Below are 4,022 nucleotides of genomic sequence, written 5' to 3' on the forward strand. Positions count from 1 at the left end.
CTCGCGGCCTTCAGCGGTGTAGCTTTGCACCACCGGAATGGCGTTAAGCACTTCGGCCGCGATCGCGCTGGAGTCGGCCACGCGGTCCTGGCTGGCGCGCGACAGCTTGCGTACACGCCGGCCAAACCAGACCGAGGGCGCGACGATCAACACCAGCACCACCAGTACCTGCACCATGAGGTACGGGTTGGTATAGACCAGCATCCCCAGCGCGCCCACGCCCATCACGGCATTGCGCAGGCCCATGCTGAGCGAAGAGCCCACCACCGTCTGCACCAGCGTTGTGTCGCCGGTCAGGCGCGAGAGCACTTCGCCTGTCTGTGTGGTTTCAAAAAACTCGGGGCTTTGCCGCACGACATGCGCGTAGACCGCATTGCGCAGGTCTGCCGTCACGCGCTCGCCCAGCCAGCTCACCATATAGAAGCGGCCTGCCGAAAAAAGGCCCAGCGCCGCCGCCACGCCAAACAGTTCAAAGAAATGGGTGCGCAGCGCCATCAGCTGCTGGCCCTTGTCCGCCGCGCTGAGCCCGCCGTCAATCAGGCTGCGCAGGGCCAGCGGAAACACCAGCGTGGCCACGGCCGCCATCACCAGGAAAAACATCGCCAGAACAATCCGCCCCCGGTAGGGACGCAGGAAGGGAACGAGGCCGGAAAGGGAGCGGGGCGCGCCCTTGGGCGCATTGGAAAGGGAAGAAGTAGCCATGCGGGGAGTTTAGCCATAAAAGATGTCTGTACAAACACAGCCTTGACAATGTTTGTCTAGGCATGTATTATTCGTGTCCATGRAATCTGAATCCACCCGTCCGCCAGCGACCTCAGTTCCTTCAACTCCCTTGTGCGGGTTGCCGGCCGAGTTCTATTGCGCGACGGATTACGACGCCGGGCAAAGCACCGGCGCGCTGATGCGCCAGATTCTCAACAGCGTCTCCCAGCAGGTCACGCGCGAACTGGAGCCCCAGGGCCTCACCAACGCRCAGTGGGTGCCCATGCTCAAGATCTACCTCGGAAAGGCTTCCACGGTGGCTGAACTGGCCCGTGTCTGCCAGCTCGACGCCGGTTCCATGACCCGCCTGCTCGACCGGCTCGAAGCCAAGGGCTTTTGCCGCCGCATCCGCTCCAGCGAAGACAGGCGCGTGGTCAATATCGAATTGACACCCGAAGGCCGCGAAGCCGCAAAAGAAATCCCCGCGGTGCTCAGCCGTGTGCAAAACGCCCACCTGGCCGGCTTCACGGTCGATGAGTGGCAAAACCTCAAAGGCTACCTGCGCCGCATTCTTGAAACAGCGCAGACCCTTCAAGCCCTTCAAGCAGCGAATGAAAAAGATGACAAATAACAGCAACACCCTCTGCAGCGCGTCCGCTTCTGTCTCGGCTTGCGTTTCGGTGAACCAGGCCGAACACGCCGAGCCGCGCCTGCCGCTCTGGCGCGCCTCTTTCCGCATGGCCCTGGTGGCCGCCGCCAGCGTGGTGGCCGTGGGTTTGATGGCAACCGGCCTCACCGGCTGTGCCGACATGTCGGGCATCGCACCGCATTCCAGCCTGCGTGACGCGCCTTCGCTGGGCCTGGCTGCCGACACCGCCAGCCAAACGCCGGCCCAGGCGCCACTGGCCGCCGAATGGTGGCGCGAGTTTGGCGATGTGCAACTCAATAGCCTGGTCGACCAGGCCCTGCAAACCAGCCCGACCTTGAAGCTCGCGCAGGCCCGTCTGGCTCGCGCACTGGCCGTCACCGAGGTTGCCGATGCCGCCACGCTGCCGCAGGTCACCGGGCAACTGGACCTGACGCGCCAGCAATACACCGCCAATGGCGCAGTGCCCGCACCACTGGCAGGCTCCATCCGCAACAGCGGTACCGCGCAGCTCGCGGTGAGCTGGGAGCTTGATTTTTTCGGCAAGAACCGTGCCGCACTGGACGCCGCGCTGGGCACCGCCAACGCGGCTGAAGCAGACGCGCAGGCCGCACGCTTGCTGCTGGCCAGCAATGTGACCCGCACTTACTTTCAGCTGGTTCGCCTGAACGAGCAGGTGACAGTGGCCCGCCGAACACTCGCCCAGCGTGACGAAACCCTCAAGCTGGTGCGCGACCGCGTCGACGCCGGCCTGGACACCCGCCTGGAACTGCGCCAGAGCGAAGGCGGCTTGCCCGAAGCGCGCCTGCAGCTCGAAACCCTGCAGGAACAAATGGCCCTCACGCGCAACGCGCTCGATGCCCTCATTGGCAAGCCAAATGGCACTGCAGCTCTTTCCCTTCCTGCGCAAGCAGCTATCAAAAATGTAGCAACCGCCACGGCCATTCCGGCCGACCTGCTGGGCCGGCGCGCCGACATTGCCGCCGCGCGCTGGCGCGTAGAGGCTTCGTCCAAAGACGTGGTCAATGCCAAAACCCAGTTCTACCCCAACGTCAATCTCGTTGCTTTTGCCGGTTTTTCCAGTATCGGCCTCGGCCGCCTGCTTGACTCCGGCAGCCAGCAGTGGGGTGTCGGGCCGGCCCTGCGCCTGCCGATTTTTGACGCCGGCCGCCTGCGTGCCAACCTGCGCGGCAAAACCGCCGACCTCGATGCCGCTGTCGAAAGCTACAACGCCGCCGTGATCGACGCGGTGCGCGATGTGGCTGACCAGGTGGCGTCATCGCAAGCCATCACGCGCCAGCAAACCGAACAGCGCGCCGCGCAGGAAGCCGCAGAAGGCGCCTATGACATCGCCGTGCAGCGCTACAAGGCCGGACTGGGCACCTACCTCAATGTGCTGACGGCCGAAACCAGCGTGCTGGCCCAGCGCCGCCTGGCGGTAGACCTCTCGGCCCGCGCGCTCGACACACAGGTCGCCTTGATACGCGCCCTGGGCGGCGGCTACAGCAATGCCCCGGCTCAGGCGAAGCAGGCGCAAGGTGCTACAAAAACAATAGCTGCTGGCGCTCGTCCTGATTGGGCTACAGCCGGTTTTAATTCTGAAAAAGTGCCTGCAGCGCATTAGGCGCCGGTCCCACGTCACGCAACGTCTTCAAATCAATCAACACCCTGACAACATCATGAGCGACACAACATCTACCAACTCCCCAGCTCCCAATGCGCCTGCACAGCCGCCCGCAGGAAACCCCAAACGCAAAAAGGCGCTGACGGCGCTTGCGGCCGTGGTGGTCGTTGCAGGGCTGGGTTGGTCTGCCTATGAATACCTGGTGGCCAGCCATTACGAGTCCACCGACAACGCCTATGTGCAGGGCAACGTGATCCAGATCACGCCGCAAATCGGCGGCACTGTCATGGCCATCATGGCCGACGACACCGACTTTGTGAAAGCCGGCCAGACGCTGGTGCAGCTTGACCCGGCCGACGCCAAGGTCGCGCTGGAGCAGGCCGAAGCCGCACTGGCCCAGGCCGTGCGCCAGGTGCGTACGCTCTACGCCAACAACGGCACGCTGGCCGCGCAGATCGCGCTGCGCGATGCCGATGTGGTCAAGGCGCAAAGCGACATCGCCCGCGCCAGCGACGACCTGAACCGCCGCCAGTCGCTCACCGGCAACGGCGCGGTGTCCAAAGAAGAACTCAACCACGCGCAGACGCAGCTGGCCACCGCCAAAAGCGCGCTGGCTGCGGCGCAGGCCGGTGTGGTCGCCGCACGTGAGCAGCTCACCAGCAACCAGGCCCTGACCGAAGGCACCAGCGTCGAGCAACACCCCAGCGTGCAGGTTGCCGCCGCCCGGGTGCGTGAGGCCTACCTGGCCACACAGCGCGCCGCGCTGCTGGCGCCCGTGGATGGCTATGTGGCCAAGCGCACGGTGCAACTCGGCCAGCGCGTGGCCGCCGGCGCGCCGATGATGTCCATCATCCCGCTCAACCAGGTCTGGGTCGACGCCAACTTCAAGGAAGTCCAGCTGCGCAACATCCGCATCGGCCAGCCCGTGACGCTGGTGGCAGACCTGTACGGCAAGAAGGTGGAATACAAGGGCAAGGTAGCCGGCCTGGGCGTCGGCACCGGTGCCGCCTTTTCATTGCTGCCCGCGCAAAACGCCACCGGCAACTGGAT

Annotated in this window: 4 protein-coding genes; 3 read left to right on the plus strand and 1 reads right to left on the minus strand. The window is 64.7% G+C overall.

The window, feature by feature from the left end; genetic code table 11:
- Positions 1-702, minus strand: a 702-nt coding sequence (locus tag AC1D1P_RS16540; protein WP_477673718.1) for an ABC transporter transmembrane domain-containing protein, incomplete at its 3' end; no start/stop codon positions are given.
- Between the two features lie 79 nt (positions 703-781).
- On the opposite strand from AC1D1P_RS16540, the gene AC1D1P_RS16545 reads away from it, so the two are divergent.
- The 3 genes from AC1D1P_RS16545 to AC1D1P_RS16555 all read left to right on the plus strand — a co-directional run.
- Positions 782-1,333 carry a MarR family winged helix-turn-helix transcriptional regulator gene (locus AC1D1P_RS16545; protein WP_477673719.1) on the plus strand — a complete coding sequence of 184 codons (552 nt, stop codon included), beginning with the start codon at positions 782-784 and terminating at the stop codon, positions 1,331-1,333.
- Positions 1,334-1,439: 106 nt separating this feature from the next.
- Positions 1,440-2,972: an efflux transporter outer membrane subunit gene (locus AC1D1P_RS16550; protein ID WP_477673721.1), complete on the plus strand. Its 1,533-nt coding sequence runs from the start codon at positions 1,440-1,442 to the stop codon at positions 2,970-2,972.
- A gap of 55 nt (positions 2,973-3,027) precedes the next feature.
- The coding region (locus AC1D1P_RS16555; RefSeq protein WP_477673720.1) for an EmrA/EmrK family multidrug efflux transporter periplasmic adaptor subunit at positions 3,028-4,022 on the plus strand (995 nt) is incomplete at its 3' end.

It is taken from the genome of Polaromonas sp. P1_E1_2 (genome assembly GCF_056406035.1).